Source organism: Tabrizicola sp. T46 (assembly GCF_057219895.1).
On the sequence record NZ_JBXVVV010000003.1, the window covers coordinates 294,775 to 321,152 of the forward strand.

The 26,378-nt window shown below is 66.2% G+C and carries 19 protein-coding genes; 9 read left to right on the forward strand and 10 right to left on the reverse strand.

Annotated elements, in window-relative coordinates:
* Window positions 1-38: 38 nt before the first annotated feature.
* Genes AC2D9V_RS14320 through AC2D9V_RS14330 form a run of 3 tightly spaced genes read left to right on the forward strand, consistent with a single transcriptional unit; the run spans window position 39 to window position 7,341 of the window.
* A complete protein-coding gene (locus AC2D9V_RS14320; RefSeq protein ID WP_484714764.1) occupies window positions 39-4,043 on the forward strand; it encodes a PAS domain S-box protein in 4,005 nt (1,334 codons plus the stop codon).
* Entirely contained in the window at window positions 4,040-4,918 is an 879-nt protein-coding gene (locus tag AC2D9V_RS14325) for a phosphotransferase (protein WP_484714765.1), read from the forward strand. Before AC2D9V_RS14320 ends, AC2D9V_RS14325 begins: the two co-directional genes overlap by 4 nt.
* A complete protein-coding gene (locus AC2D9V_RS14330) occupies window positions 4,915-7,341 on the forward strand; it encodes a GcvT family protein (RefSeq protein ID WP_484714766.1) in 2,427 nt (808 codons plus the stop codon). The genes AC2D9V_RS14325 and AC2D9V_RS14330 overlap by 4 nt, the downstream gene beginning before the upstream one ends.
* 60 nt (window positions 7,342-7,401) lie before the next feature.
* On the opposite strand, the gene AC2D9V_RS14335 is transcribed toward AC2D9V_RS14330, so the two are convergent.
* Window positions 7,402-8,793 carry a helix-turn-helix domain-containing protein gene (locus AC2D9V_RS14335; protein ID WP_484714767.1) on the reverse strand — a complete coding sequence of 464 codons (1,392 nt, stop codon included), beginning with the start codon at window positions 8,791-8,793 and terminating at the stop codon, window positions 7,402-7,404.
* 143 nt (window positions 8,794-8,936) lie between these two features.
* On the opposite strand from AC2D9V_RS14335, the gene AC2D9V_RS14340 reads away from it, so the two are divergent.
* The 4 genes from AC2D9V_RS14340 (at window position 8,937) to sucD (ending at window position 13,268) form a co-directional block, all read left to right on the forward strand.
* The gene (locus AC2D9V_RS14340; RefSeq protein WP_484714768.1) at window positions 8,937-10,133 is read left to right on the forward strand and encodes a pyridoxal-phosphate-dependent aminotransferase family protein; all 1,197 of its coding nucleotides are present in this window, start codon (window positions 8,937-8,939) and stop codon (window positions 10,131-10,133) included.
* Window positions 10,134-10,149: 16 nt separating this feature from the next.
* The gene (locus AC2D9V_RS14345) at window positions 10,150-11,088 is read left to right on the forward strand and encodes an HpcH/HpaI aldolase/citrate lyase family protein (protein ID WP_484714769.1); all 939 of its coding nucleotides are present in this window, start codon (window positions 10,150-10,152) and stop codon (window positions 11,086-11,088) included.
* 99 nt (window positions 11,089-11,187) lie between these two features.
* On the forward strand, window positions 11,188-12,360 hold the full coding sequence (locus tag AC2D9V_RS14350) for a malate--CoA ligase subunit beta (protein WP_484714770.1): 1,173 nt from the start codon (window positions 11,188-11,190) through the stop codon (window positions 12,358-12,360).
* Between the two features lie 11 nt (window positions 12,361-12,371).
* Window positions 12,372-13,268 (forward strand): succinate--CoA ligase subunit alpha, encoded by an 897-nt coding sequence (sucD, locus tag AC2D9V_RS14355; protein ID WP_484714771.1) that lies wholly within the window; start codon window positions 12,372-12,374, stop codon window positions 13,266-13,268.
* Between the two features lie 25 nt (window positions 13,269-13,293).
* Here sucD and rsmA read toward each other — a convergent pair whose 3' ends face one another.
* The 6 genes from rsmA to lptF all read right to left on the reverse strand — a co-directional run bounded on the left by rsmA (window position 13,294) and on the right by lptF (window position 20,785).
* On the reverse strand, window positions 13,294-14,130 hold the full coding sequence (gene rsmA / locus AC2D9V_RS14360) for a 16S rRNA (adenine(1518)-N(6)/adenine(1519)-N(6))-dimethyltransferase RsmA (protein ID WP_484714772.1): 837 nt from the start codon (window positions 14,128-14,130) through the stop codon (window positions 13,294-13,296).
* Window positions 14,131-14,203: 73 nt separating this feature from the next.
* A complete protein-coding gene (gene pdxA / locus AC2D9V_RS14365; RefSeq protein ID WP_484715016.1) occupies window positions 14,204-15,157 on the reverse strand; it encodes a 4-hydroxythreonine-4-phosphate dehydrogenase PdxA in 954 nt (317 codons plus the stop codon).
* 4 nt (window positions 15,158-15,161) lie between these two features.
* Window positions 15,162-16,364 carry a peptidylprolyl isomerase gene (locus tag AC2D9V_RS14370; protein WP_484714773.1) on the reverse strand — a complete coding sequence of 401 codons (1,203 nt, stop codon included), beginning with the start codon at window positions 16,362-16,364 and terminating at the stop codon, window positions 15,162-15,164.
* A gap of 68 nt (window positions 16,365-16,432) precedes the next feature.
* Window positions 16,433-18,574 carry an LPS-assembly protein LptD gene (locus AC2D9V_RS14375; protein WP_484714774.1) on the reverse strand — a complete coding sequence of 714 codons (2,142 nt, stop codon included), beginning with the start codon at window positions 18,572-18,574 and terminating at the stop codon, window positions 16,433-16,435.
* 1 nt (window position 18,575) lies between these two features.
* Window positions 18,576-19,673 (reverse strand): LPS export ABC transporter permease LptG, encoded by a 1,098-nt coding sequence (gene lptG / locus AC2D9V_RS14380; protein WP_484714775.1) that lies wholly within the window; start codon window positions 19,671-19,673, stop codon window positions 18,576-18,578.
* Window positions 19,670-20,785 carry an LPS export ABC transporter permease LptF gene (gene lptF / locus AC2D9V_RS14385; protein WP_484714776.1) on the reverse strand — a complete coding sequence of 372 codons (1,116 nt, stop codon included), beginning with the start codon at window positions 20,783-20,785 and terminating at the stop codon, window positions 19,670-19,672. The genes lptG and lptF overlap by 4 nt, the downstream gene beginning before the upstream one ends.
* A gap of 153 nt (window positions 20,786-20,938) precedes the next feature.
* On the opposite strand from lptF, the gene AC2D9V_RS14390 reads away from it, so the two are divergent.
* Both AC2D9V_RS14390 and AC2D9V_RS14395 read left to right on the forward strand, forming a co-directional pair.
* Window positions 20,939-22,408, forward strand: coding sequence for a leucyl aminopeptidase (locus AC2D9V_RS14390; protein WP_484714777.1), 1,470 nt, complete (start codon window positions 20,939-20,941; stop codon window positions 22,406-22,408).
* A 102-nt stretch (window positions 22,409-22,510) separates the two neighbouring features.
* Window positions 22,511-22,987, forward strand: coding sequence for a DNA polymerase III subunit chi (locus AC2D9V_RS14395; protein ID WP_484715017.1), 477 nt, complete (start codon window positions 22,511-22,513; stop codon window positions 22,985-22,987).
* A gap of 66 nt (window positions 22,988-23,053) precedes the next feature.
* On the opposite strand, the gene AC2D9V_RS14400 is transcribed toward AC2D9V_RS14395, so the two are convergent.
* The 3 genes from AC2D9V_RS14400 to abc-f all read right to left on the reverse strand — a co-directional run bounded on the left by AC2D9V_RS14400 (window position 23,054) and on the right by abc-f (window position 26,293).
* Window positions 23,054-23,626, reverse strand: coding sequence for a retropepsin-like aspartic protease family protein (locus AC2D9V_RS14400; protein ID WP_484714778.1), 573 nt, complete (start codon window positions 23,624-23,626; stop codon window positions 23,054-23,056).
* Between the two features lie 52 nt (window positions 23,627-23,678).
* Window positions 23,679-24,299 carry a MarC family protein gene (locus tag AC2D9V_RS14405; protein ID WP_484714779.1) on the reverse strand — a complete coding sequence of 207 codons (621 nt, stop codon included), beginning with the start codon at window positions 24,297-24,299 and terminating at the stop codon, window positions 23,679-23,681.
* Window positions 24,300-24,442: 143 nt separating this feature from the next.
* Window positions 24,443-26,293 (reverse strand): ribosomal protection-like ABC-F family protein, encoded by a 1,851-nt coding sequence (gene abc-f / locus AC2D9V_RS14410; RefSeq protein ID WP_484714780.1) that lies wholly within the window; start codon window positions 26,291-26,293, stop codon window positions 24,443-24,445.
* Window positions 26,294-26,378 lie beyond the last annotated feature (85 nt).

Genomic DNA, 26,378 nt, shown 5'->3' on the forward strand with positions numbered 1-26,378 from the left:
TCTGACAGGCAGACATCTGGCAGGCAGAATGGAGCCCGATGGGACGCACCGGAACGCTTGACGCTGCAAAGGCCCGTCCGGTGCGGATCGAGCTTCTGGTCATCGACCTGATGAACCGCCTGCTCGACCCCGGACCGGGCGGCATCGAACAGGCGCTGGACGAGGTGCTGGCGCGTCTGGGCGAAGCCTGCGGACTTGACCGCGCCTTCCTGTTCCGCAGCCGGCCCGACCAGACCCAGTTCAACAGCCACGAATGGGTGGCCCCCGGCGTTCCGCCGCTGAAGGACCGGATGCAGCACGTCATCCCGGCCCACCACGCCACCTGGAAGGCCGCCTTCGATGCCGGGCTTCCGGTCAGGATCCACAGCCGCGACGACCTGCCCGAAGGCCTGCCGGAACGGCGGTTCCTGGAAGACATCGGCGTCTCCTCCACCCTGATGCTGCCCCTTGGCAGTGGCGACCGCAGGATCGGTGTCGTGGGTTTCGACAGCCAGACCCCCGGCCGCATCTGGCGGGACGAGGAGGTGGCGCTTCTCGCAAGCGTCGGGCGGGCCATCGCGGCGGTCCTGTCGCGGAACGAGGCGACGGCGGCCGAAGCCGCCTCACGCCAGCACCTTGAGGCGACGCTCCGCGCGCTCCCCGACCTGGTGATCGAGATCGCCCCCAACGGTACACTCCAGGCCTGCCACAGCGAAAAGCTGCCCTGGCTTGCCGGGCTGGTGCGGGCCGGCCTTGGGCGACCGTTGGCCAAGGTCCTGCCCGAACCCCTGGCCGGGGTCCTGGCCGGGATCGTCGAAAACCCGCCCGGCCCGCATGGCACCATCACCCGTCGTGCGGGTGCCTCTTCGATGGTCGCCCAGCATCGGTATGAGGTCTCTGTTACCGCTCTGCCGCCGCCGGTGGAGGGCGCGCCAGCCAGCCTTCTGGCCGCAATCCGCGACCTGACGACCGTTGAATCCTCCAGCGTCATGTCATCCTTCCGCGAAGGCCAGTTCACCGCCTTCTTCGAGATGTGTCCGCATCCGATCCTTCTGAACGACTTTGACACCGGCGAGGTCCTGGACGCCAACCGCGCCTTCAAGCAGGTCTTCGGTCTCGATCCGCAGAAGGTGCCGGGATTGACCGTGCACGAATTCCTGCCCCCCGACGCGACCTGGCTTCTGGATATCGCGGTGCCCGCACTGAAGACCCAGCAAAGCTATGGACCTGTCGAGGCGAACCTGCGCCGGGCCGACGGGCACCGTTTCCCCGCCGTCCTCCGCGGCTTCATGAGCATCGACCCGAACGGCCGAAGGCTGGTCTGGGCACTGATCGAGGACGTGACCGATATCCGCGCGAAGGAGGCCGCGCTTGTTGCCGAACAGCAGCGCAGCGAGGCCACCCGGGGGCGCCTCGTCGCCGCACTCGAGGCGATGGACGATGGCTTTGCCGTCTTCGACGCGGACGACCGGCTGGTCCTCTGGAACAGCCGCTATACCCATGTCTTTGCGGGGATCGCCGACCTGATCCGGGAAGGTGCGCTCTACGATGACCTGCTGCGGGCCGCGATCGACCGCGGCATCTTCGGGGCAAAGGGCGAACGCGACGAGGCAACCCTGCAACGCCGCCTGAACCGCCCCTTGACCGAGGTCTGGGACGGCGAGGACGAGTTCGCCGATGGCCGGCTGATCTGGGTGCGCGAACGCGCGACCCCGGACCGCGAGACCGTGGGCATCTACGAAGACGTCACCGCACGCCGCCTGGCCGACCGTCGCCTGCAGCAGGTGGTCGATGGCGGCGAGGTCGCGGTATGGGACTGGGACAGCGACGCGGGCCTCAGTGTTATGAACAATCTCTGGCGCAAGATGCTGGGGCTTGAGCGTGACAATGCGGGCTTTCCCGACCTGCTGGCCCTTGTCCATCACGACGACCTGTCCTTGGTGAACGAGACGCGCATGGCACTTTTCAACCGGCTACGGGACGATTTCGACGTCCTCTGCCGGCTTCGCCATTCCGACGGGCACTGGGTCTGGACCCTGTCGCGCGGGCGGGTTCTGACCCGGCGGGTTGACGGCCGGCCGCGGCGGATCTCGGGCGTGACGCTCGACGTCTCGGCCCGGATCGAGGCGGAACAGCGCCTCTCGCGCCTGATCGACGGCGTCCGCGTCGGCACCTGGGAACATGACTTGCGCAGCGGAGTGACCGAGATCAGCGAACGCTGGGCCGAGATCCTGGGATACAGCGCCGCCGAGCTGAATCCCCTGCCCCTGGAACGCTGGCTGGAGCTTCTGCATCCCGACGATGTCGAGCCTCTCTACCAACAAGAGGCCGAGGCCTTCGCTGCCGGCCAGTGGCAGATCGAACGCGAACTGCGGCTGCGGCACCGGGACGGATACTGGGTCTGGATCTTGTCGCGCACCCGCGCCATCGAATGGGACGCGAACGGAAAGCCGGTCAGGACCAGCGGCGTCAATCTCGACATCACGGCGGCAAAGGCGCTGGAATCCGCCCTTGCCCGCGAACGGGACACACTGGCGCGGATCATGGAAACCTCGGTTTCCGGCATCGTTGCGGTGGACGCGATGGGGCAGGTCGTCTTTGCCAATGCCGCGGCCGAGCGGGTCCTTGGCCTTCCAGTGGCTGCCGGCGACTCCCTTCCCGGTCTTCTTGCAAGGGCAGGGGTTGCAGGCCCCGAGGGCAACCCGTTTACGCCTGATGAGTTTCCCGCGTCGCGGGCACTCGAGGGGCGGATGATCCGCTACGACCAGCGGCTTTCGCTGCTCTGGCCGGACGGGACGCGGCGCGTTGTAACGGTCAATGCCGCAGCGCTCTCTGCTTCTGGCACCGATCTGGCTGCGGTATGGGTCCTGACCGACATCACCGATGCTGTCGACACCGAAGACCGGTTGCGCGCGGCAATGGTCGCGTCTGAAGCCGCGAACCGAGCCAAGTCCGATTTCCTGGCCGCGATGAGCCACGAAATGCGCACGCCCCTGAACGGTGTACTGGGAATGGCGGGCGTTCTGGAAAAACTGGTCAAGGACCCCGAGCAGGCGTCGATGCTGGGCGTGATCCGCGACTCCGGTGAACATCTGCTGGCCGTCATCAACGACATTCTCGACCTTGCAAAGATCGAGGCCGGGCAGCTTGGCCTGGTCCTTCGCCCGCTCAGCCTGCCAGCTGTTGCCGAACAGGTCCTCGCGCTCCATCGCATTCGGGCCGAGGCGAAAGGTCTGGCGCTGCGGCTGGACGTGGCCGGACCCGCCATCCACACGCATCGCCTTGGCGACGAAAAGCGTCTGGTGCAGGTGCTGCACAACCTTGTCGGCAATGCGATAAAGTTCACCGAGTCCGGAGAGGTCGTGCTGCGTCTTGCTGCTGGCGAAGGCGAGGAACTTGTGATCGAGGTGGCCGATACCGGGATCGGGATGACCGAAGCCGACATGTCGCGGGTCTTTGGCGAGTTCATCCAGGTCCATGCCGGGATGACCCGCCGTTACGGCGGCACCGGTCTCGGCCTTGCAATCGTGCGGCGTGTGGTGCGCCTGATGGGGGGCGAGGTCACGCTGTCAGGCGCACCCGGACAGGGCCTTGTCGCACGGGTCGAGCTTGCGATGCCCGTCCTGCCCGACGCCCCGCCGAATCTGCCGCGCACCAGCCTGCCAAACCTGCCTCCGCTCCGCATTCTGGCGGCCGAAGACAATGCCACCAACCGCATCATCCTGCAAAGCATCCTGAAGTCCCTTGGCGTGACCGCCGAGATCGTCTCCAGTGGCGATGCCCTGATCGCGCGCTGGAAAGAGGCGGAGTTTGACGCGGTGCTTCTGGACATCGCCATGCCAGGTCGCGACGGGGTGGAAACGCTGCACGACCTGCGCGTGCTGGCCGGCGTGTCGGGCCGCCCGCTGCCGCCGGCGCTGGCGGTGACGGCGAATGCGATGACGCACCAGTTGACGGATTACCTCGACAAGGGTTTCGCCGCCGTCGTGCCGAAACCCCTGCGCCCCGAAGACCTTGCCCGGGCGCTTGCGTCCGCGATCACCCCTGCGGACAGCACCTCATGACCGACCCGATTGCCAAGGCCCTGTCCCTCCCGATCTGGCAGGGCATACCTACGGCGGTGCCGCTTGGCGGGGGCATCACCAACCTGAACGTCCTTGTCACCGATGATGTCCGCCGCGCCGTGGTGCGGATCGGCGACGACATTCCCGTCCACCAGATCATGCGCTTCAACGAACTGGCCGCCAGCCGCGCCGCCCATGCCGCCGACATTTCGCCGGCCGTCCTCTATCACGCGCCGGGGGCGCTGGTGATCGACTTCATCGCCGGTCGCACCATGACCGCCGCCGACTTGCGCGATCCCGTGACTCTCGCCGAGGCGCTGGACCTCGTCGGCCGCACCCACCGCGAACTGCCCCGCCACCTGCGCGGCCCGGCGCTGACCTTCTGGGTGTTCCAGACCCTGCGGGACTATGCGGCGACGCTGGATGAAGGCGCCTCGCGGCATCGCCCCACCCTTGGCGCGCTTCTGGACGAGGCGGCCGAACTGGAACGCGCCGTCGGCCGGATCGAGATGGTCTTCGGCCACAACGACCTTCTGCCCGCGAACTTCCTGCATGACGGCACCCGCATGTGGCTGATCGACTGGGACTATGCCGGCTGGGGCTCACCGCTCTTCGACCTTGGCGGGCTTGCCGCGAACAACGGGCTCGACCGGACGCAGGAGGAATGGGTGCTTGCCACCTACTACGGCCTGGCGCCCGATCCCGATCTCTGGCGCCGCTATGCCGCGATGAAGGCGGCTGCCGCCTTGCGTGAGGCAATGTGGTCCATGGTGCAGGAAATCCACTCCGACCTCGACTTCGACTATGCCGCCTATACCGCCGACTATCTTGACACCTACCGTGCGGCGTTGGCCGCCTTCAGGACACTTCCATGAAAGACCTTCCCAAATCCGCCCGCGTCGTCGTCATCGGGGGTGGCATCGTCGGCACCTCGGTCGCCTATCACCTGGGCAAGCTCGGCTGGACCGACACGGTGCTTCTGGAGCGGAAAAAGCTGACCTCGGGCACCACCTTTCACGCGGCGGGACTGGTCGGGCAGCTTCGTACCAGCGCCAACATCACCCAGCTTCTGGGCCATTCCGTTGCCCTTTACCGGCGACTGGAAGAGGAAACCGGCCTTCAGACCGGCTGGAAGATGAACGGCGGCCTGCGCCTTGCCTGCAACGCCGACCGCTGGACCGAGGTGAAGCGGCAGGCGACGACCGCCCACTCCTTCGGCCTCGAAATGCACCTCCTGACCCCGAAGGAAGCGCAAGAGCTTTGGCCGCTGATGACGATCGACGACCTTGTCGGCGCGGCCTATCTGCCCACGGACGGGCAGGCGAACCCCTCGGACATCACCCAGTCGCTGGCAAAGGGCGCGCGGATGGCAGGGGTCACGATCTATGAAGACACGCCCGTCACCCGCATCCTTGTCGAAGGCGGCAAGATCACCGGCGTCGCCACGCCCTTCGGCATGATCGCCTGCGAAAAGGTCGTCGCTTGCGCCGGCCAGTGGACGCGCGCGCTGGCCGCTACGGTCGGGGTCAACGTCCCCCTCGTCTCGGTCGAACACCAGTACATGATCACCGAAAAGATCGAGGGCGTGACGCCGAACCTGCCCACCCTGCGCGACCCCGACCGGCGCACCTACTGGAAAGAGGAAGTCGGCGGCCTTGTCTGGGGCGGGTATGAGCCGAACCCCAAGCCCTGGGCGGTGAACGGTATCCCCGAGGGCTTTCATTTCGAGCTTCTGACCTCGGACTACGACCACTACGCCCAGTTCATGGACGACGCGATCGCCCGCGTCCCGGCACTGGCGACGGCGGGGGTCAAGCAGCTTCTGAACGGCCCCGAAAGCTTTACCCCCGACGGCAACTTCATCCTGGGCGAGGCGCCGGAGCTGCGGAACTTCTATGTCGGCGCAGGCTTCAACGCCTTCGGTATCGCAAGCGGCGGCGGGGCAGGGATGGCGCTGGCGGAATGGGTGGCGAAGGGTGAGCCACCCTTCGACCTCTGGCCCGTCGACATCCGTCGCTTTGGCCCGCCGCATCGGGTGACTGATTACGTCCGCACCCGGACGCTCGAAGCCTATGCCAAGCACTACACCATCGCCTGGCCCTCCGAAGAGATGAAGTCCGCCCGCCCGACCCGCCGCTCACCGCTTTATGCGCATCTGAAGGCTGCGGGCGCGTGCTTTGGCGAGAAGCTCGGCTGGGAACGCCCGAACTGGTTCGCGGGGCCGGGGGAAGAGCCTATCGACCGCTATTCCATGGCCCGCCCCGGCTGGCATGAGGCCGTGGGGCGCGAGCACAAGTCCGCGCGCGAGGGGTGCGTCCTGATCGACCAGACCAGTTTCGCCAAGTTCGCGCTGACCGGCCCGGATGCCGCAAAGGCGCTGAACTGGATCACCGCCGGCAACATCGACCGGCCCATGGGCAGCCTGACCTATACCCAGATGCTGAACGCCAAAGGCGGCATCGAATGCGACCTGACGGTCGTCCGCCGGGGCGAGACCGACTTCTACATCGTCACCGGAACGGGCTTTGCGGTTCACGATTTCGACTGGATTTCCCGCAACCTCTGCGGCGATGTTCATCTTGCGGACGTGACCTCCGGCTTCGCCGTCCTGTCCCTGATGGGCCCGAAGGCGCGGGATGTGCTGCAACCGCTGACCCCGGACGATCTCGGCAACGCCGAATTCCCCTTCGGCACCGCGCGGGCGATCTCGGTTGCAGGTTGCCCCATCCTTGCGCTGCGCGTGACCTATGTGGGCGAGCTTGGCTGGGAACTGCACATGCCGGTCGAGGTGGCCGTGACGGTCTACGAGGCGCTGATGGCGACGGGGCAGGTCACGAGTGCCGGCTACCGGGCAATCGAGACGCTGCGGCTTGAGAAGGGCTATCGCGCCTGGGGGGCGGACATCGGCCCCGATCACACGCCGGTCGAGGCGGGGCTGGCCTGGGCGGTCAAGATGAAGTCCGGCTCGCCGTTCCTCGGGCGCGAGGCGATCGCCGCGCAACTGGCGAACGGCGTGAAGAAGCGCCTTGCGACTTTCACCGCCGATCCGTCGGTGATCCTTCTGGGGCGCGAGACGATCTACCGGAACGGCCAGCGCGTCGGCTGGCTCTCGTCGGGCGGCTATGGCCACACGATTGGGAAGAGCATCGGCCTTGGCTATGTCCGCCACGCGGACGGAGTGACCGATGACTTCGTGCTGTCAGGGGCTTACGAGCTTGAGGTGGCCTCGGAACGGGTACCGGCGGAGGTGACATTGTCGCCGCTCTACGATCCGCAGAACCTTCGCGTCAAAGCCTGATCTGCTCATTCTTCGTCCACAAGTATCCCACGGGGGTCCGGGGGTGTGAATTCCCCGGCGCTACCCGTCAAACCGCGTCGCCCCCCGGCGGCGCTCGTCCACCGGCTGGGTCAGGACTACCGCCTGATGCGCGCGCTGGTCGCAGTTCATCCGGGGGCAGATGCGACAGTTGATCCCGATCGGGACCATGCGCGCGGCGGGAACCGAAAAGCCCTCGGCATAGCCGATCTCGGCAGCGTGCTCGACCATGCAGCCCATCGCGACCGCCAGCCGGTTGTCCTGGGCATGGCGGATCCATGTCGGGCGGTCCACGGTGCGCGAGAAGACGAAGTACTGCGACTTGTCTGGCATTTCCACGAATTGCGGGACGATCCTGCCGGGCGTCCGAAAGCTGGTGTGGACATCCAGACGCGGGCAGGCCCCGCCGTATTCGGCGAGGTGAAAGTCGGTCGCGTTGAACCGCTTGGTCACGTTCCCGCCCTTGTCGATCCGCAGGAAAAAGAACGGCACCCCTTGTGCACCTTCGCGCTGCAGGGTCGTGGCGCGGTGGCAGGCCTGTTCGAAGCTGACGCCGAAACGAGTGGCGATGTGGTCAAGGTCGTATTTCGTCGCCCGCGCCTCGGCCAGGAAGGCGGCATAGGGCATCAGGACCGCGGCGGCGAAGTAGTTCGCCAGTTCCACCCGCAGCCGCGCCACCCCCCGGGCATCCGAGATGCCGGACCGGTCGACAAGCCCGTCCAAGAGCTGGCGCTGCTCCAGGAGCCCGCACATATGGACCAGCTGGAAGGTCCGGTTGGTGTGATCCAGCGCCTCGGACAGAAGGATCTCCCGCCGGCCCTCGTCATACTGGCGCAGCGTGTCGGGCAGGTCCTCGACCCTGACAAGGCGCACGGTGATCCCCAGCCGCTCCCGCAGCCGCGTCTTCAGTGCGGCATAGACCTCGTCGCGCTCCACCGGGGCGGGCCAGAACCGCTCGGCTGCCTCCTCGAGATCGCGGAAGTGGTTGCGATGCCGCCGGAAGACTGTGTGGACAGCCGCTTCCGGGGTGGACGCCACGGTGACGCCATCGCCCTCGGCTCGGGCGAGAAGCTGGTCGTTCGCCGCCGACCAGGCCCTGTGAAGGCGCAGGAAGGCGGTGGCAAGGTCCGGCGCATGGACCAGCGCCGCACGCAGCTGCGGCAGGTCGGGCCGCGTCTCGAAGATCGGGTCCTGCAGGGCAGCCCGCAGATCGGCCAACTGGCTAGCCCCGTCCTCCTCGGCAATCTCGCGCCAGTCGACGCCATAGGCCTCGAACAGGCGGAGCAGGACCTGCACCGAAACCGAGCGTTCATTGTTTTCCAGAAGATTGACGTATGAGGCGCTTATCCCCAGTGCCTTTGCCATGGCACCCTGCGTTTCGCCACGCTCCAGCCGTAGGCGGCGCAGATGGGGTCCGATGAAGGTCTTCTGCATACTGTCGCACACCAATTTGCTTCTGTGATATTTACAATATTACAGAAATCCACTTCTGTAAATTCTCGCGTTCACAGCGAAACCCGCTTTGCCTTTGCACATTGCGCGACCGGTGGCAGAGGTCGTCCAAAGCGGAGGATCACATGCGCACTGGAACCAACCACCTTTTCATTCCCGGCCCGACCAACGTGCCCGAGCCCGTCCGGCGCGCAATGAACGTCGCGATGGAGGACCAGCGCGGGCCGGAGTTCGGGGCCTTCACCCTGGGCATCCTGGCCGACCTGAAGCGCGTGTTCCGCTCTGAGTCCGCCCGCGTCATCCTTTACCCCGGCTCCGGCACCGGTGCATGGGAGGCCGCGATCACCAACACGCTCAACCCGGGCGACAAGGTGCTGATGGCCCGGCACGGCCAGTTCTCCACCCTCTGGGCCGAAATGGCGACCCGCCTCGGCCTGGATGTCGAGGTGATCGACGTCGCCTGGGGGGCAGGGGCCCCGGTCAACGAATTCGCCCGCCGCCTGGCCGCCGACCGCAAGGGCGAGATCAAGGCCGTCTTCGTCACCCACAACGAAACCGCGACCGGCGTGACCAGCGATGTCCCGGGCGTCCGCCGCGCGCTGGACGACACCTTCCACGATGCGCTCCTCTTCGTTGACGGCGTCTCTTCCGTCGGCTCGATCGACTTCCGGATGGACGACTGGGGCGTCGACCTTGCCGTCACCGGCAGCCAGAAGGGCCTGATGTGCCCCGCGGGCCTTGGCATCCTTGCCGTCAGCCAGAAGGCGCTGAAGGCCTCCGAGACCGCCACGATGCGCCGCGCCTATTTCGAGTTCCGCGATTTCGCGATGACCGCCGAGACCGGATACTTCCCCTACACGCCGCCCGCGCAGCTCCTTCACGGCCTCCGTGCCGCACTGGACCGGCTGCATGCCGAGGGGCTGGAGAACGTCATCGCCCGCCACGCCCACCTCGCCGAAGGTGTCCGCCGCGGCGTCGCGGCCTGGGGGCTGGATATCTGCGCCGAGCATCCCTCGCTCCACTCGAACACCGTCACCGCGATCCGGGTGCCCGAGAATGTCGATGCCCGCGACGTCATCCGCATCGGGTACGAGCGTTACAACACCTCGTTCGGGTCGGGCCTTGCGCGCCTTGCCGGCAAGGTCTTCCGCATCGGCCACCTTGGCGACCTCAACGAAGGCATGTGCCTGACCGCGCTTGCCGTCGCCGAGATGGCGCTGGTCGAGGCCGGGGCTGACGTGACGCTCGGCTCGGGCGTTGCAGCAGCGCAGGCCTGGTACGCCCAAGGCCGCGCCCAGAAGATGCAGATCGCAGCAGAATAACAGGAAGATCAACAAGATGAGCCACACTCTTCACCCGCTGCGGAAGCAGCGGCTCCAGCGGTCTGAACTCGCGGTTCCCTCGTCGAACCCGACGATGATCGACAAGGCAGCCCAGGGGCCTGCCGACTATGTCTTCCTCGACCTTGAGGACGCGGTTGCGCCACCGGAAAAGGAACAGGCCCGCAAGAACTGCATCCAGGCCCTGAACGACATCGATTGGGCGGGGAAGGGAAAGACCGTATCGGTCCGCATCAACGGCCTCGACACGCATTACATGTACCGTGACGTCGTCGACGTGATGGAACAGGCAGGTGACAAGGTTCACACCCTCCTCGTCCCCAAGGTCGGCGTGCGCGACGACCTTTACATGGTCGAGGCGATGGTCAACCAGATCGAACAGGCCAAGGGCTACCGCACCCGCGTGGGCCTTGAGGCGCTGATCGAGACCGCGCTTGGCATGGCGAACGTGGAAAGCATCGCCCAGTTCGGCGGCCGGCTTGAGGCGCTGCATTTCGGCGTCGCCGACTATGCGGCCAGCATGCGCGCCCGCACGGTGAACATCGGCGGCCTCAACCCGATGTATCCGGGCGACCAGTGGCATGCCGCGATCAGCCGAATGGTCATCGCCTGCCGCGCCTATGGCCTGCGCGCCATCGACGGGCCGTTCGGTGATTTCTCCGACCCCGAGGGCTACAAGGACGGTGCCCGCCGCGCCGCTGCGCTTGGGTGTGAGGGGAAATGGGCGATCCACCCGTCGCAGGTCGCGCTGGCGAACGAGGTCTTCAGCCCGACCGAGGCCGAGGTCACCAAGGCCCGCCGCATCATCGAGGAACTGAAACTTGCCGAAGCGCAGGGCAAGGGTGCCGCGAGCCTTGACGGCAAGATGATCGACGCCGCCAGCGAGAAGATGGCGCGCAACGTCCTGGTGATCGCCGAGGCGATCGCCGCGCAATAGCCAGGGCCAGACGAGTTTTCTGCGAAAACTCGGGTCCGATAAGTTCGACGAAACGCCTGAATTTTCGCAGAAAATTCGTGGCCGGGAGGAGAAGACAGAATGGACATCCACGAATATCAGGCCAAGGAAATCCTTGCCCGCTTCGGCGTGCCGGTGCCACGCGGCGGGCTGGCCTACAGCCCCGAACAGGCGGGTTATCGCGCCCGGGAACTCGGCGGCAATGCCTGGGTGGTGAAGGCTCAGATCCACTCCGGTGGCCGTGGCGCTGCGGGCGGCGTGAAGCTTTGCCGTGATGAGCATGAGGTCGCAAGCTTCGCCGCAACGCTCTTCGGCAAGCAGCTCGTCACCAAGCAGACCGACGCGAACGGCAAGGGCGTCTACCGCCTCTGGGTCGAGGCTGCCTCCGACATCGCGCGCGAGATGTATCTCGGCTTCGTCCTCGACCGCAAATCCGAACGGATCATGATCGTCGCCTCCGCGCATGGCGGGATGGAGATCGAGGATCTGGCCGAAACCGATCCCGATTCGCTTCGCCGCATGACGATCGACCCTGCCGTGGGTCTGTCCGAATTCCAGGCCCGCGAACTCGCCTTCGCGCTGGGGCTCAAGGGCGGCCAGATCGCCCAGATGGTGACGATCCTCAAGGCCTGCTACCGCGCCTACCGCGACCTTGACGCGGTAATGGTCGAGATCAACCCGCTGGTCATCACCGGGGCGGGGGACCTTGTCGCGCTGGACGCAAAAATGTCCTTCGACACCAACGCCTTGTTCCGTCGTCCTCAGGTGGCCGAACTTCGTGACCGCAGCCAGGAAGATCCGCGCGAATCCACCGCCGGGGATCATGGTCTGTCTTATGTCGGCCTGACCGGCGACATCGGTTGCATCATCAACGGTGCGGGCCTTGCGATGGCGACGATGGACATGATCAAGCTTGCGGGCGGCGAGCCTGCGAACTTCCTCGACATCGGCGGCGGCGCCTCGCCCGAGCGCGTGGTGAAGGCCTTCCAGACCGTGCTTGCTGACCGCAACGTGGGTGTCGTCCTCGTGAACATCTTCGCTGGCATCAACCGCTGCGACTGGGTGGCCGAGGGCGTGGTCACCGCCTACCGCCAGCTTGGCCTGACCCTGCCGGTCGTGGTGCGCCTTGCCGGAACGAACGTGGAAGAGGGCAAGCGGATCATCGAGACCTCGGGCCTGCCCCTGATCTCTGCCGATACCCTCGCCGAGGCGGCCGCCAAGGCCGTCGCCGCACTGCCCCGCAAAGCCGCCTGAGGGAGGAACCCATGGCCATTCTCATCACCGAAAAGACCCGCGTCATCGTCCAGGGCTTCACCGGGCGGATCGGCAGCTTCCATGCCGCCGACATGATCAAGCACGGCACCAATGTCGTCGGCGGCGTGACGCCCGGCCGGGGCGGTGAAAGCCACCTCGACCGCCCGCTTTTCAACACCGTCCGCGAGGCGGTGGAGGCAACGGGCGCCGAAGCGAGCCTCGTTTTCGTCCCGCCGCCCTTCGCCGCCGACGCGATCATGGAAGCGGCGGATGCCGGCATCAGGACCGCAGTCTGCGTGACCGACGGCATCCCCAGCCAGGACATGATGAAGGTCAAGCGCTTCCTCAAGCGCTACCCCGAAGAACGCAAGATGCGCCTCGTTGGCCCGAACTGCGCCGGGATCATCTCGCCCGGCAAGGGCTTCATGGGCATCATGCCGCCGCACATCTACATGCCGGGCCGCATCGGGATCGTCGGCCGCTCGGGTACGCTGGGCTATGAGGCCGCCAGCCAGATGAAGGCGCTCGGCATCGGCGTATCCACCTCGGTCGGCATCGGGGGCGACCCGATCAACGGCTCCAGCTTCAAGGACATCCTGGAACTCTTTGAAAAAGATCCGGAAACCGATGCCGTGATGCTGATCGGCGAAATCGGCGGCCCGCAGGAAGCCGAAGCCGCGGCCTATGCCCGCGACCATATGACGAAGCCTGTGGTGGCCTATATCGCTGGCCTTTCGGCGCCGAAGGGGCGGAAGATGGGCCATGCGGGTGCGATCATTTCGGCCTTCGGGGAATCGGCGCAGGAGAAGGTCGAGATCCTGACCGCCGCCGGGATCACCGTCGCCCCGAACCCGAGCGCGATGGGCGAAACGATGGCACGCGTTCTTGCCGTCAGAAAGGCCGCGTAAGCCTTAGAATTTTAGTCGAAATTTCTTAGGCTACAGCCCGCGCCAGCGCGCAGAACTGTTCAAGCCCGATCTCCTCGGCCCGCGCGGTCGGGGGGATCGCAACGCTTTCCAGCACCGCCTCGATATCTGGGCGCAGGCCCTTCAAGCTGGACCGCAACATCTTGCGGCGCTGATTGAAGGCCATCGCCGTCACCCGCTGCAACACACCGAAGTCGCAAGGGTAACGCGGCTGGGGCAGGGCGGTCAGATGCACCACCGCAGAATGCACCTTAGGGGCGGGGGTGAAGGCCTCGGGCGGCAGCGTCATCACGATGGCCGCGTTGCAGCGCCACTGGGCAAGGAGCGCGAGCCGCCCGTAATGGTCGGTCCGGGGCTTCGCCACGATCCGTTCGGCCACTTCCTTCTGGAACATCAGCGTCAGCGAGGACCAGACCGGCGGCCAGACCTTGGGCGACAGCCAGCGGATCAGAAGCTCTGTCCCCACATTGTAGGGCAGGTTGGCCACGATCTTCACCGGCGGGGTCAGGTGCGCCGCGAGGTCCAGTTCCAGCGCATCGCCATGCACCACCTCCAGCCGCCCCGGATAGGCGGCCGCAATCTCGGCCAGCGCGGGCAAGGCACGGGCGTCCTTTTCCACCGCCACCACCCGCCGCGCGCCTTCGGTCAGAAGCCCCCGCGTCAGGCCCCCGGGCCCGGGCCCGACCTCCAGCACATCGCAGCCCGTCAGGTCCCCCGCCGACCGTGCGATCTTCGCCGTCAGGTTCAGGTCCAGCAGGAAGTTCTGCCCCAGCTGCTTCTTCGCAACCAGGTCATGCGCCCGGATCACCTCGCGCAGGGGCGGCAGGCCATCAATCGTTCCCAAGTCCCGCCCCTGACATTCTTCGTCTCCAAGTATCCCACGGGGGTCCGGGGGTGTGAAACCCCCAGTCCACCGCCTACCTCAAACGCGCCGCCGCCATCTCGCGCGCCATCCGCAGCGCGGCGACGAGGCTCGACGGGTCCGCCACCCCGCGTCCCGCGATGTCATAGGCTGTCCCGTGATCCGGCGAGGTCCGCACGAAGGGGAGCCCCAGCGTCACGTTCACCCCTCCGGCAAAGTCGATGGTCTTGATCGGGATCAGCGCCTGGTCGTGATAGGCGCAGACCGCCACATCATAGCCCTTGCGTGCAGCCGCATGGAACATCGTGTCAGCCGACATCGGCCCCCGGATCGCCATGCCTTCCGCTGCCAGCCGTGCGACAAGCGGTGCCATCCATTCCATTTCCTCCCGACCCATCGCCCCGCCTTCGCCGGCATGCGGGTTCAGCCCCGCTACCGCGATGCGTGGCGCGGCGATCCCGAAATCGCGGATCAGGCCGGCATGGGTGATGCGGATCGTCGCCTCCAGACCCTCGGGCGTCAGCGCCCTTGGCACCTCTGACAGCGCAATGTGGATCGTCGCCGGCACCACGCGCAGGTCCGGGCAGGCGAGCATCATCACCACCCGTTCGACGCCCGCAAGATGCGCGAGAAACTCGGTATGGCCCGGAAAGGCAAAGCCTGCGCCATCCTTCAGCGCCTTCTTGTGGATCGGCGCGGTGCAAAGCGCGCCGGCCTTCCCTGCCATAACCAGCCCCACCGCCCGCGCGATTACCGCGATCACGCCCGCGGCATTGGCGGGATCAGGCTGGCCGGGCAGGGCAGGGGTGGCGAAAGGTTGCTCCAGCACAGCCAGCGCGCCATCACCGTGCGCCTCGCCCTCGGCCACCGGGCGCCACGGGGTGCCTTCCGGCAGATGGCGGGGATCGCCAAGCCAGACAAACCGCTCACCCAGCGCCCAGGCCTTCGCCGCAAGCTCCGGCCCGATACCCGAAGGATCTCCCGACGTCAGCAGGACCGGCCCGACCACAGCCTCAGGGCTCACGGATGATCGCGGCGGCCCGCAGCTCTTCCAGAAAGGTTTCGGCCAGGCTTTCGGCCTTCTGGCCGATCAGTCGTTCGCGCACGGCATCCCGGCTGATCGGTTCTTCCCGGACCACGTCGCGCTTGCACAGCATCAGGAACCGCTTGAAGCCCGAACGTTCCAGCGCAACCGAGCTTTCACCGGGATCAAGCCGGGCAAGCTCAAGCGCGACATCGCCCGGAACTTCCGAAGCGGGCTGCGTCGTGATCGTCACACGGTCGGCCGGCAGGTTCGCCGCCTTGCCGTTCAGATCATAGCAGACATCCACCGCCGCGCGCAGACGCGCGATCTCGGCGGGATCGTTCGGCACCAGCGCCTCGGCCCATTCGATCGTCACCCGGGCCGGGGGCGCAGATCGGTCAAGGTCCACGTCCCGCAGCAGGAACAGGACCACGGCGCCCGGAACCACAACGGGGTCGGATACCTCGCCCGGCCCGAGTGCCAGAACCGCCGCGCCGATCGGCCCCGGCAGATTGGACAGCGGCACCCAGTCGAGCCGGCCGCCGTTCGTCCTGGTCGGGGCAGCGGAAAATTCCTGCGCTGCCGCCGCAAACGCGCCTTCACTTCTGATCGACTGCGAAAGACTGGTCGCCTGCTCCAGCTGAGCGGCCCCGTCCTCGCCTTCCGGCACCGGCAGGACCAGTTCCGAAACCAGCACACGCAGTGCACCCGGCCGCGTCGCCGCTTCAAGCGCGAGGTCGATCTCGTTCTCGCTGACCGTGATCGTCCCGGCATAGCGGGCACGGATCACCTTCCGCCACAGGATGCCGGCAGTCACGAAGTCGCGGAAGGTCTCGGCAGCGATGCCAACCTTTTCCAGTTCGACGATGAGTTGATCCGCCGTCAGGTTCGCCCGCTGGGCGAATTCCTCCATGCCGGCCTTCACTTCCTCTTCGGTGGCAGTCTGTTCGAACTGTTCGGCCGCGGTCTGCCTCAGCCGATCCTCGACCAGACCCTTCAGCGCCTCTTCCTCAAGATCGCCGGGGGATCGCAGGACGCGCAGGAACTCGATCCGCTGATCGACCTCGAACTGGGTGATGATCCGGTCGTTGACGTAAAGGCGCGGGCTGAAATCCTGCGCCAGGACCGGGGCGGCAACCATCGCCGACACGGCAAGGCCCATCATGTGCCGCTTCAGAAAGGAAAGTGCCATCGTCTCAGCCGTCTATCCTGCCACATGTCGTTCCGGCGGGTCTCTGCCCGCCCTGCATCGCCGCCGGCCTATCGCCGGCAGGTGCGCGCCGCCCCACCGGATATGCTGGCGCCAAAGCCGACGAGGTCAAGCGACAGGTTGAAATCCGTCGTCGGCGTCACACTAGTCGAGGACGTGAACCGACGCGAGAGGGAAACGTCGAAGCGCACGCATTCGTTCAGAAACTCCACCCCGAGGCCGGCCACAGTGCCCTGGTTCGCCACGTCGTCGTACCTTCCTGAAACCTTCGCTGTCCAGTTCTGGTCGATACTCCGGCGGGCATCGAAGGTGATTTCCTGCGTCGGCTCGAACCGGTCTTCCATCGGGTCAGCCACCGCCCAGATCACCGATCCGGCCAGCGACGTGCGCTCGGCGCTGTAGACCATGCGGGCTTCGCCCTTGGTCAGGGATAGCTCATCGTCCAGCACCGCCCGCGCGGTCAGGGCCAACCCGTCCGCGAGGTCGAACCTGACCCCGGCCAGCCAATCCGACGTCCTGCCCGCAAGGCCCGAGCTCGCGCCGAACTGCCCATAGTCCGCATCCCGGAAGACCCGCCCGACAGTTAAGCCCATCGACCAGCCATCGGGGTCAAGCCGGGTCCATGTCACGCCCAGGTTGGCGCGCGGCCCGCGTTCGACGGCGTCCGAGCCCGGAAAGCGGTCCAGCGAGAAAAGGTTGCCCTCATCGAACTCCACCAGCACCGAATCCTCGTTAGGCAGGTTTTCGTTGCCCGACGGGGCCCAGATCACCTGCGCCACCGGCTCCAGAACCTGGACGGTCCCGCCCGCGCCGGCCTTCACCAGCGGCCAGCGCAGCTCGACGCCGGCATTGCCGAAGGTGCGCGTGCTGCTGCCCTCGTAGATTGCATCCTCGGAAATGGTGTAGGCGTCGGCCGTCAGGTTGCCAAGGACGGTTGCCTCGATTCCGGCGGGCAGCAGAAAGCTCCTGCGCCAGTCGACGCGCATCGAGATGCGGCCAAGGTCGCGTCCGTCCGCGATATCGTCGATGTCGGGACCGTCAAACGGATCGGTCGAGGTGCGCGAATGGTTGTGGGTCTGGAACTGAAAGCCACCCTCGCCCCCGAGCGCACCAAGCGAGAAGCGCCGGTGAAAGGTAAGGTCGGCAATGACCGACGGCAGGGTCGTGTTGTCCTCATCCTCGCGCAGGGTCTGGAAACTGATGATCCGCGCCGCGATATGCTCGTTGCGCCGGGATCGGGTCGCCTCGAGGCGGCTGTCCAACCGGTCCAGATAGCCCAGCCCGTAGTCCAGAAGGTAGGCGGGGTCGGATACGGTCTGGCCCTTGATGGTCAGCCCGAAATCCAGGGGAAGCCGGAAGCCGCCGTCAAGGAAGAGGTAGCCCCGCGTCTTGTCGGGCATCAGGTCATCCTGTGTCACTGCACCGTTCAGCTCGATCCAGCCGGTGTGAAAGACCTGGCGGTATCTCAGGTCCAGCGTCTGGCTGTTGCGGACCGTGACATAGGGGGCAAGCGTCAGGTCCGAGGACGGGGAAAGCACGATGAAGTAGGGAACCTTGATCCCCGCCCCGAGGTCCGATGTGGTGCGGATCCTCGGCGTCAGAAAGCCGGTTGCGCGATCCAGTGTCGGGTCGGGAAGCCGCAGCCGTGGGATGTAGAAGACCGGGATGCCCCCAAAGCGGAAGACGGCATTGTCGAAATAGAGCTGCCGCTCAACTTCGTCATGTACCACGCGTCGGGCGCGGATCTCCCACAAGGGTGTCGGATCGCCCTCGCAGACCTTGCAGGACGAGGCCGCGACCGACTGCAATGCCGTATAGCGGCCCCCGACCCGCATGATGCGGTCCGCCGCAAGCTGCAACTGACGGTTCAGGACCAGCCGTGCGCTGACAAGGATGCCCTCGGTCAGGTCAGCCTGCAATTCGGCCTGTGAGGCAAGGATGACGCTGCCCCCGGTCTCATCCGTCAGCACGATGGGACCGGTAATCTCCAGCCGGTCGGTCTTCTGGTCAAAGACGATGCGCTCGGCCCTCAGCTGGCGGCCCTTGAAGTAGACCTCGACATTGCCGTCCGCGATCAGCCGGGTGTCGCCCGTGATCTCCAGGCTGTCCGAGATCAGCGTGGCCGTCTCCTGCGCCAGCGTCGGCGCGACCGAAGCCAGCCAGAGGCAGAGGACGGCAAGCAGGCGCCGCATCTCAGCCGTCCTCAAGGTGCAGAAGCAGCCCCAGCGCGAACAGCGCCGCGGCAAGGGGCGGGCTCCAGGCGGCGATCAGGATCGGGATCTGCCCGGTCTCGCCCAGCGCTTGGGCGAAGTTCCGCAAAAAGAAGATCGCGAAGCCCGCCAGCATCGCGTAAAGCACCATCCGCCCGGTCCCGCCGAACCGCGCCGGCCGCATCGTGAACCCTGCGGCAACCAGCACCATCGCCATCATCAGAAGCGGCTGCGCCAGTTCCATCTGGAACCACAATCGGTGCGACTGCGCCGAAAACCCCGCCTTCTCCAGATCGGCGATATAGCCGCGCAGGTCCCAGAAGCCGATGGCCGAGGGCGTGCCGAAGCTGTCCCTGATCCGCTCGGCCGTCAGATCGGACGGCAGCAGGACTGGCCCCGCCTCCATCTGCGCCTGAAGTTCCGGGTTTACCGCCGAAAGGTCCCAGCGCTTGGTGCCGCTCAGCTCCCACGCCCCATCGACCAGCCGCGCCGTCTCGGCCTCGACCCGGCTGACCGGCTCGCCTTCGGCATCGAAGCCAAGGAAAGTCACCCCGTAAAGCTCGGTCCCGTCCAGGTTCGCGCGCGCCGCCTGGATCACCGTCTGCCCCTCATCCGACCCCTGCCGCAGCCAAAGCCCGGTATCGGCCACCGACAGCACCGATCCCCCCGCCTGCGACAGGTCCGCCCGCCGTTCCGCATAGGCCTTGGACGTCGCGGCGACGAGCGGGTTGAAAAGCGCAATCGTCACCGCCCCCACTGCCAGCGCCATCACCACCGGCGTCACCAGGAACCGCAGCCCCGACCGGCCCGCCGCCCGCACCACGACCAGCTCCGAGGACCGCGCAAGGCCGATGAACATCGCGATAGCCGCCATGATGACGATCAGCGGCAGGATGCGGTACAGCGTCTCGGGCACGTTCAGCAGCGACAGTTCCGCCGCTCCGCCCATGCCGATCCCCTCACCGGAAAACCGCCGCAACTGCTCGATCATGTCGACCAGCATGAGAATGCCGAAGAAGATCAGGAACACCCGCCCGACAAGGCCAAGGAACCGCAGCGCGATGTAGCGGGCCAGGGTCATGCCGGAACACCCCGCCGGCGCCGCGGCTGCTGCGACCAGAAAAGCAGCAGCACCGCCACCACGACCCCAAGCACCGGCGCCAGGTAGACCGCCGGCCAGGCCACAGCCGACCGCAAGGCAATGCTGCCACCCCAGGTCCAGACCAGCTGCACCGCGATCAGAAGCCCGATCGCCACCCCCATCTGCCGCCAGAGCCCGAAGCGCGAGAAACTGCCCAGCATCAGTGCCGCAAATCCCAGAAGCGGCGCTGCAATCGCCAGAAGCGGTGCTGCAAGCCGCGAATGCCCCTCTTCCAGCAACTGCGCAGCACTTGCCCCCGTCGCGGCCTGCGTTTCGGCATCCGCCGCCAGAAGCACCCGGCTCGGCAGCGCATCCAGGGAAACCCCGCCCCCCGCGCGTCCGCCCATCAGCTCGCCAAGGTCAATCGTGAAGTCCGAGAACCGAGTCACCGCCATCCGGTTGTCGCCACGCGACAGGTTCTGCGTCGCACCATCCACCATCACCAGTTTCGGCGCGCTCTCGCCTCGCACCAGAAACGCCCGGCGCGCCGTATGGATGACCCGCTCCCGGGGTCCGCGCTCGTCCGCCATGAACAGATCAAGCAACTCGCCCGTCGGGGTGATCTCCCGGATGTAAAGGGTGACACCTGCGGCCGGATGCATGAACTGGCCCGCGTTCAGAAATCGGGCGGTGATGTTTTCCGAAATCTCGGCGCTGCGCTCGTCCAGGATCCGCTGGCTTGCCGGGACGAGGACATTGGTCAGCACCAGCTGCATCGTCATCACCACGAGGCCGAAGTAAAGCACCGGCCGCGCCAGGCGAAAGGCGGAAAACCCCGTCGCCTGCATCACCACAAGCTCGCTTTCCTGCATCAGCCGGTTGACGACATAGACCGTCGCCGCAAAGGCCGAGATCGGCAGCACCAGCCGGATCGCATTCGGCAGCGTCAGGATCGAGAACTCGAGGAACACCCGCGCCGACTGGCCGTCGCCGATCAGCTGGTCGAAAAGGCCAACCGCCCGGTTGACCCAGTAGACCGCCACCAGAACCAGCGAGAAGAACCCGAACAACTGCAACAGTTGCGACAGCAGGTATCTGTCGAATCTAGACACGCCTGATCGGGCCCCCACAAGATGTGGGGGAAACCCTATCGGAATTCCCGGACGGCGAAAACTTATATCTGGCCTTTGCAAGGGCCGGATTGTAGCGTCCGGCAAGGTGCCGCTTACCTCGCCATTTCCCGTCCTTCAGCCGTGCAGGGTGTCATGCCGAAGCCTCTTCCCATCCAGTTTGTCAGCCTCGACCTCGAGGCGCTTGCCACCACCGGCAACCGCATTGCCGTGCTCGCCGACAGCGGCGCGCCGGTCTCGCCCGGCTTTCGCAAGCTGGACCGGCTGGCCCGGGGCGCTCTCTCGCGGGCAGTCGGGTCCGAAGCCTTCGGCAAGCTGAAACCGGGCGAGGCGATGGAACTTGCCTGGCCCGCCAGCCTTCAGTCCCCAGCGGTGCAGATCCTGCGCCTGCCGCGAAAGGCCGCACTTGCCCAGGCCCGGAAGGCCGGCGCCACCATCGCCCGCAGCCACGGCCCGGCAGGCACCCTTGTCCTGGCCGAGGGCCATCCCCGCGCCGCCGACATAGCCTTCGGCCTTGCGATGCGCGCCTATGACTTCAACACCCACAAGTCCGGCGAAAAGCCCACCCCCGGCCCGGTCCAGTTCGCCGTGACGAACCCCGAGGCCATAGCTGCCGCCGCCGCCCCGATGGCAGCGGTTGCCGAAGGCGTGTTCTTCACCCGCGATCTGGTCAATGAACCGGCGAACGTCCTGACCACCACCGATTTCGCCGCCCGTCTGGCGGCCATGCAGGAACTGGGCCTGCATGTCGAGATTCTCGAAGAGCCGGAGCTCATCAAGCTGGGCATGAACGCCTTGATCGGGGTGGGGCAGGGGTCCGAAAGCCCGTCCAAGGTCGTGGTGATGCAATGGCGCGGCGGCGCCAAAGATGCGCCCTATCTCGGCCTGATCGGCAAGGGCGTGGTCTTCGACACCGGCGGCATCTCGATCAAGCCCGCGGCGGGGATGGAGGACATGACCGGCGACATGGGCGGCGCGGGCGTCGTGGCCGGTGTCATGCGAACGCTCGCCCTGCGCAAGGCCAAGGCGAATGTCGTCGGGATCGTGGGTCTCGTTGAAAACATGCCCGACGGCCGCGCGCAGCGCCCGGGTGACGTGGTCAAGTCCATGAAGGGCGACACGATCGAGGTCATCAACACCGATGCCGAAGGCCGGCTCGTCCTCGCCGATGTCTTCTGGTACGCACAGGAACGCTTCAACCTTTCCGGCATGATCGACCTTGCCACCCTGACGGGGGCGATCATCATCGCGCTCGGGCATGAAAACACTGGCGTCTTCTCCAACGATGACGACCTCTGCAACGCCTTCCTCAAGGCGGCGGCGGCCGAAGGTGAAGGCGCCTGGCGGATGCCGATGGGCGAGGCCTATGACGAAAAGCTGAAGTCGCGCATCGCCGACATGATGAACGTGGGTGGCCGCGATGGCGGGTCGATTACCGCTGCGCAGTTCCTCCAGCGCTTCGTCAAGCCGGGGATGCCCTGGTGCCACCTCGACATCGCGGGGACCGCTTCGGTCAAGGCCGAAACCGCCCTTGCACCGAAGGGGGCGACCGGCTGGGGCGTCATGTCGCTCGACCGGCTGATCCGCGACAAGTTCGAAGGGTAGGGCTCCTCCCTCGCTGCGCGTCGGTCCTCGCCAGACCCGGGACAGGCGGGCAGCGAAGAGCGGTCGAAGACAAGCGATGAGCGGGAAATGAGGGACCAGCCGATGGGAACGGTGATGTTCTACCATCTCACGCAATCGGCGGCAGCCGATACGCTGGCGAACATCGCCCCGCGTGCCTTGCAGCAGGGCTGGCGCGTGATGGTGCGCGGGACGGACCCCGAGGCTCTGGAAAGGCTCGACGCAGCCCTCTGGCTAAAGCCCGGCGATGACGGCTTCCTGCCGCACGGGATCGAGGGCGGCCCCCATGATGCCGATCAGCCGATCCTGATGGGGCTGGGGTCGCCTGTGAACCAGGCCCGGGTGCTGGCGCTGGTCGACGGGGCAGGGGTAAAGGATGACGAGATTGCCGCGATGGAACGGATCTGGGTCCTTTTCGATGGCACCGACACCGACCGTGTGCAGGCCGCGCGGGCGCTCTGGAAGACGGTGACCGCCGCCGGACACCCGGCGCAATACTGGTCGGAAGACGGGGGCCGGTGGGAAAAGAAGGCGGAAAGCCCGGCCGTGAACAAGGTGTGAAGAAACGGTTAACGTCCACACGCAAGCTATTGATTTACATAAGATATACCGTTTTGACCACTGTGGTCACTTGCGCAGCACCAGCTCTCCGCCCCGGAATTCCAGGTGAAACTGCCCGAGGTAGTCCATTCCAAGAAGCGAGCCATCCATCTCGCCTTCGTTCACAAAGGCCCGGAAATCCTCGTTCCGGAAGGGACCGAGTTCCACGACCGGCAGCGTGACCATCGCCGTCCGCACGGTCCCGTTCGCGGTGCGCGCCTCGCCCAGGAACCGCAGGCTCTCCCGGTCCATGCCCAGCCGCTCGGCATCCTCCAGGCTCAGGACCATCCCCGAGGCCCCGGTATCGACCATGAAGGGAACTTCCGTCCCGTTGATCGTGAGGGTCAGGTAGTAATGCCCGTCCGCCGACCGCGGCACCACGACCTCGCCCGCCGTGATCGTCTGGACCGGCAGGACGTCCCGCCGGATGTCCGCCCAAAGGCCATAGCCCGCGACCATGCCCAGGAAGATCAGCCCCCAGGCCAGCCCCATCCGCAGGGCCTGACCCATCCGCTGGCGGAACTCGACCAGAACCCAGCCCGCCAGCGCGACCAGGATGATCGACAGATAGCCCACCCGGGCCAGGGTTTCGCCGTCCATGCACGCCTCCGCTTTGGACGTCATATGGGGGCGATCCGGCCCGTCGGAAAGATCAGCCGATCAACCCCGTCCCGCGCACCCCGTCGATCACGAACTGAACCGAGAGGGCGGCAAGGAGCATGCCCAGAAGCCGAGTGATCACAATCGTCCCGGTCCGCCCCAGCATCCGTTCCAGGGGCGGCGAGGCGAGGAGGAAGAGGAAGGTCACGAAGATCATCAGAAGCATCAGGGCCAGGACCGAAAGGGTCCCGGCCCAGGTCGGCCCGGCCTGCCCGACCAGAAGGATGACCGAGGCAATCGCCCCCGGCCCGGCAATCAGCGGGGTCGCCAGGGGGAAGACCGAAGGGTCATGGTCAGGGTCGGCATGCTGCCCCTCGCGCCGCTGGGTCCGGCGTTCGAAAAGCATGTCGAGCGCGGTCAGGAACAAGAGGATTCCGCCCGCAATCCGGAAGGCGGGCATCGAGATGCCGATGAACGACAGGATCGCCTCCCCCGCGAGACCGAAGAGCAACAGAAGAATGCCCGCAATCACACAGGCCCGCTGCGCCATCGCCCGCCGCTTTTCGGGGCTCATGCCGCGGGTCAGGGCGATGAAGAGGGGGACAAGGCCCGGCGGGTCGATCACCACGAAAAGCGTGGCGAAGGTGGTGATCAGAAAGGCGGTCTCGGGCATGCCGGCCTCGGGGCAGGGGCGGGGCATAACCCCCGACGATTGCGGGGACGGAACGCGCGGACCGGGGGCCAGCCCCCGGACCCCCGGGATATTTGTGGACGAAGAATGATGCGAAGGAAAGCCTCGGCGCGCGTACGGCCCGGTCAGGCTGCGGCCGTCTCGAGCCGCTCCTGCGCGGTCAGCCAGAGGGCCTCGGCCCGGTCTAGGGCCTCCATCACCTCGGCATATTTGCCGTTCCAGGTCTGAAGCTCACCCTTGCGGGCGTCCTCGTAAAGCGAGGGATCGGCGAGCTTCGTGGCCAGCTTGTCCCGCATCTCGTTCAGCTTGGCGAGCCGTTCCTCGCATTTCCGGACCTCGGCCTTCAGGGCCAGTATCTCGTCCCGGCTGGCCTTGACCTTCTTCTCGACCGGTTTCTCGGCGGCCTTCACCTCATCGTCGCCAGCGAGAAGCTGGGCGCGATAGGCCTCGAGGTCCTGGGTGAAGGGCGTCACCGCGCCGCCCTTCACCAGCCACAGCCGGTCGGCGACGAGGCCCAGAAGATGCATGTCGTGGCTGACGAGGATCACCGCGCCGGGGTATTCGGTCAGAGCATCCACCAGCGCCTCGCGGCTTTCGATGTCGAGGTGGTTGGTGGGTTCGTCAAGGATCAGAAGATGCGGCGCGTCGATTGTCGCCAGAAGCAGCGACAGCCGCGCTTTCTGCCCGCCGGACAGCCGCGCCACCACGGTGTCGGCCTGGTCCGCCATCAGCCCGAACCCGGCAAGGCGAGCGCGGAGTTTCGGCTGCCCCTCGGCGGGGCGGAGGCGCATGATGTGCTGGAGTGGCGTTTCGTCGAGGTGAAGCTCGTCCACCTGATGCTGGGCGAAGTAGCCGATCCTCAGCTTGGATGACCGGGCCAGCCGTCCTTCGGATGGTTGAAGTTTACCGGCCAGGAGCTTGGAAAGCGTAGACTTTCCTTCGCCGTTCTTGCCAAGAAGCGCGATCCGGTCGTCCTGGTCGATGCGCAGGTTAAGCCGTTTCAGGACCGGCGGGCCGCCGTAGCCCACGGCAGCGCCGTCAAGGTTGATGATCGGAGGCGCAAGCTCCTCAGGCGCAGGGAAGGTGAAGACCACCTTCTTGGCATCCTCGGGCGCGGTGATCGGGGTCAGCTTTTCCAGCATCTTCACGCGGGACTGCGCCTGGACGGCCTTGGACGCCTTGGCCTTGAAGCGATCCACGAAGCTTTGCAGATGCGCCCGCCGCGCCTCGACCTTCTTCGCCTCGGCCTGCAGGACGGCGCGGCGTTCGGCCATCTGGCGGGCGAACTGGTCATAGCCGCCTTGCCAGTAGGTGAGCTTGCGGTTGTCCAGATGCAGGATGCCCTGGACCGCACGGTTCAGAAGCCCGCGGTCGTGAGAGATGATTAGGACGGTGTGGGGATACTTCTGGAGGTAGGATTCCAGCCAGAGCGCGCCTTCAAGATCAAGGTAGTTGGTCGGTTCGTCAAGGAGGAGGTAGTCAGGCTGCGTGAAGAGGACGCCGGCAAGGGCCACACGCATCCGCCAGCCGCCCGAAAACGCGCTGCAGGGCATTTGCTGCTGGTCAGCGTCGAAGCCCAAGCCCTTGAGAATGCTGGAAGCCCGGCCTTCGGCCGACCATGCGTCGATATCGGCAAGGCGGGCCTGAATCTCGGTGATCCGGTGCGCGTCATGGGCGGTTTCCGCCTCGGCCATCAGCGACGCACGTTCGGTATCGGCTGCAAGGACGGTATCGAGAAGCGAGGTGTCCGAGGACGGAACCTCTTGCGCGACGCCACCGATCCGGGCGCGCTGGGGCAGGGTGATGGCACCACCCTCCAGTGCAAGCTCGCCGCGTATCAGCCTGAAAAGCGTGGTCTTTCCGGCGCCGTTGCGGCCCACGAGGCCAACCTTGTGGCCCGTGGGAATCGTGGCGCTCGCGCCTTCAAACAGCGGGCGGCCTTCGACGTTGTAGGTGATGTCCTCGATCTTCAGCATGGGCAGGCCAGTGCCTCATCATGCGGGTTTCGTCAATGCCGGGAGGACCTTTTCATCGCGGGCAGGGCGTGCTAGCAGCCGCGCG

Coding starts and splice junctions, on each gene's coding strand:
- AC2D9V_RS14350 (WP_484714770.1), top strand. CDS start 11,188: ATGGACATCCACGAATATCAGGCCAAGGAAATCCTTGCCCGCTTCGGC.
- AC2D9V_RS14320 (WP_484714764.1), top strand. CDS start 39: ATGGGACGCACCGGAACGCTTGACGCTGCAAAGGCCCGTCCGGTGCGG.
- lptG (WP_484714775.1), bottom strand. CDS start 19,673: ATGACCCTGGCCCGCTACATCGCGCTGCGGTTCCTTGGCCTTGTCGGG.
- sucD (WP_484714771.1), top strand. CDS start 12,372: ATGGCCATTCTCATCACCGAAAAGACCCGCGTCATCGTCCAGGGCTTC.
- AC2D9V_RS14330 (WP_484714766.1), top strand. CDS start 4,915: ATGAAAGACCTTCCCAAATCCGCCCGCGTCGTCGTCATCGGGGGTGGC.
- AC2D9V_RS14325 (WP_484714765.1), top strand. CDS start 4,040: ATGACCGACCCGATTGCCAAGGCCCTGTCCCTCCCGATCTGGCAGGGC.
- AC2D9V_RS14345 (WP_484714769.1), top strand. CDS start 10,150: ATGAGCCACACTCTTCACCCGCTGCGGAAGCAGCGGCTCCAGCGGTCT.
- AC2D9V_RS14370 (WP_484714773.1), bottom strand. CDS start 16,364: ATGGCACTTTCCTTTCTGAAGCGGCACATGATGGGCCTTGCCGTGTCG.
- AC2D9V_RS14405 (WP_484714779.1), bottom strand. CDS start 24,299: ATGCCCGAGACCGCCTTTCTGATCACCACCTTCGCCACGCTTTTCGTG.
- abc-f (WP_484714780.1), bottom strand. CDS start 26,293: ATGCTGAAGATCGAGGACATCACCTACAACGTCGAAGGCCGCCCGCTG.
- AC2D9V_RS14395 (WP_484715017.1), top strand. CDS start 22,511: ATGGGAACGGTGATGTTCTACCATCTCACGCAATCGGCGGCAGCCGAT.
- AC2D9V_RS14390 (WP_484714777.1), top strand. CDS start 20,939: ATGCCGAAGCCTCTTCCCATCCAGTTTGTCAGCCTCGACCTCGAGGCG.
- AC2D9V_RS14375 (WP_484714774.1), bottom strand. CDS start 18,574: ATGCGGCGCCTGCTTGCCGTCCTCTGCCTCTGGCTGGCTTCGGTCGCG.
- AC2D9V_RS14400 (WP_484714778.1), bottom strand. CDS start 23,626: ATGGACGGCGAAACCCTGGCCCGGGTGGGCTATCTGTCGATCATCCTG.
- AC2D9V_RS14335 (WP_484714767.1), bottom strand. CDS start 8,793: ATGCAGAAGACCTTCATCGGACCCCATCTGCGCCGCCTACGGCTGGAG.
- AC2D9V_RS14340 (WP_484714768.1), top strand. CDS start 8,937: ATGCGCACTGGAACCAACCACCTTTTCATTCCCGGCCCGACCAACGTG.